At 53.0% G+C, this 2,062-nt stretch carries 2 protein-coding genes and 1 pseudogene; 1 reads left to right on the top strand and 2 read right to left on the bottom strand.

Annotated features, from left to right (window positions below; genetic code table 11):
- Positions 1–1,371: cytochrome ubiquinol oxidase subunit I (locus tag C5S62_RS03545; protein WP_104404082.1), on the bottom strand; the 1,371-nt coding region annotated here is incomplete at its 3' end.
- Positions 1,372–1,407: 36 nt separating this feature from the next.
- Positions 1,408–1,638, bottom strand: coding sequence for a DUF4492 domain-containing protein (locus C5S62_RS03540; RefSeq protein ID WP_104404081.1), 231 nt, complete (start codon positions 1,636–1,638; stop codon positions 1,408–1,410).
- Between the two features lie 215 nt (positions 1,639–1,853).
- Between C5S62_RS03540 and C5S62_RS03535 the strand changes: the two are divergent.
- Positions 1,854–2,062, top strand: a pseudogene (locus C5S62_RS03535) (hypothetical protein); the annotation flags it as partial.

The following is a 2,062-nucleotide window of genomic DNA, read 5'->3' as shown; positions in this document are numbered from 1 at the left end:
TGAAATGGCAGCCCCTACGGGCAGCATATCCTGGATGGCCCACGGCTGTCGGCCCACTTCGGCCACTATCCATCCGGCCTGGCCGCAAAGGTATACCAAAGCAATGCTCCATAGTCCGGCGTGGAGGAGGAAACGGGCATTCTGCAGGCGTCCGCGCTGTCCGTACCACAGGATGACGGCCAATAAAAGGAGCAGTGCCATGCCGCCGCCTACCATTACGCGGAACGACCAGTAAACCAACGGCACGTTGGGAACGAGCTCTTCGGCCTTGCTGATGTAGCCGTAGCCGAAGTAAGGCTGGTGCTCCTTCAGCCGCAGGCGTGCCTCGTCGCGTGCCTGTTCGTTGCCGGTCTTGCCGGCAGTGCGGAAATCACGGAATGCCGCCAGTGCCTTTTGCCCGCGTTCCATTTTCTCGTTGGCCGAAAGATGGCGCACGCCGTCAGGTGTAGTGTAACCTTCAAGTAAATCCTGCGTGCCGGGTACGTAACCGTTGAAGTCGTGCGTGGCGAGGAACGATAGCATTCCGGGTACTTCCACTCCGGGAACGATGGAAAATGCCGCGCCTTGCCCGCCGCGCTCCAGGCCTTCGGCTGCCGCCAGCTTCATTGGCTGGTTTTTCGCCATGTCGAGGCCTGACTGGTCGCCGGTGTAGATAACTATCAGTGTGGCGGCTACGCCCACTACGGCACCGATTTTTATGCTTTCCAATGCCAGTCGCATGTTGCGGCGGCGGAGCAGGAACCAGCAGCTTACACCTACTACGAACACGGCACCGGTCATCCAGCCGCTCGATACGGTGTGGAAAAATTTGACTACGGCTTCGGGGGCGAAGGCTACGGCCAGAAAATCCGTCATTTCGTTGCGTACGGTTTCGGGGTTGAATTCCATGCCTACGGGGTGTTGCATCCATGAGTTGGCTACGAGAATCCACCATGCCGACAGGGTGGCGCCCAGTCCGGTGAGCCAGGTGGAGGCCAGATGGAAGCCGCGGCTCACTTTGTTCCAGCCGAAGAACATCACGGCTATGAAGGTGGCTTCCATGAAGAAGGCCAGAATGCCCTCAATGGCCAGCGGGGCACCGAAGATGTCGCCGACAAACCACGAATAGTTACTCCAGTTTGTGCCGAATTCGAATTCGAGAATAATGCCTGTGGCCACTCCGATGGCGAAGTTGATGCCGAAGAGTTTTTGCCAGAACTGGGCGGCCCGCTTCCAAAAGTCGTCTTTTTTGCGTACGTAGATGGTTTCCATGATGCCCATGACGAGAGCCAGACCGAGTGTGAGCGGCACGAACAGCCAGTGATAGCACGCTGTGAGGGCAAACTGCGCGCGCGACCAGTCTATTACAGAGGTTACTTCGAGTAGTGACATAGGTTTTAGGTATTTCAGATTGTTTTTTTGAATTATTCAAAGCGGCACGCTGCTTTTCGGTGTGAGGTTGCGCCCTACGGTTTCCTGCTTTTCAGTGTCGGAGAGTCCTTTCAGAACTGGTTGGAAGAAAAACAGGCGCAGCACGACGAAGAACACCAGCAGTTTGACAAGGATGATGATCCATAGCGTGCGCCCCCACGTCATGTTGCGGAAACCATCGCGGTAGAACCGCCAGACGGCAGAGGCGGCATGTAGGATACGGTTCATAGGAAGAAATCCTTATTGAGGGTTTCCGCAAAAATAGAGAGATATTTCATGACTGCCAAATAAATGGCACCGGAAAATACGGTCTTCTGTCAAGGAATTTCTGCTGTGATGAGAGAAAAAAGAATAATTTTTGTTTTTTTTGTCACAAAAGAAGTCCTTATTCGTTATATTTGCAGATAATGGTATTAATTAACTTCAATAAAAACCGAAAGATTATGAAGAATGTAAAGAGCCTTTTCCTGATGTCAATTGGTGTTTGCCTGTTTGCGGTCTGCATTTCCTGCAATGCCATCAATATCAATCCTGATGATCCGCGTGTTCAAAAAACTTTTGATTTGCCTTCTTTCAATGCCGTCCGGGCCTATTCGGGCGTAAAGGTGGTTTACACGCAGAGCGCTTCGAAGCAGACGGTGAAAGTTGACGT

The sequence above is a fragment of the Prevotella sp. MGM2 genome, from assembly GCF_002933955.1.
GTDB lineage: Bacteria > Bacteroidota > Bacteroidia > Bacteroidales > Bacteroidaceae > Alloprevotella.
This window is presented reverse-complemented; position numbering and strand designations above follow the sequence as displayed.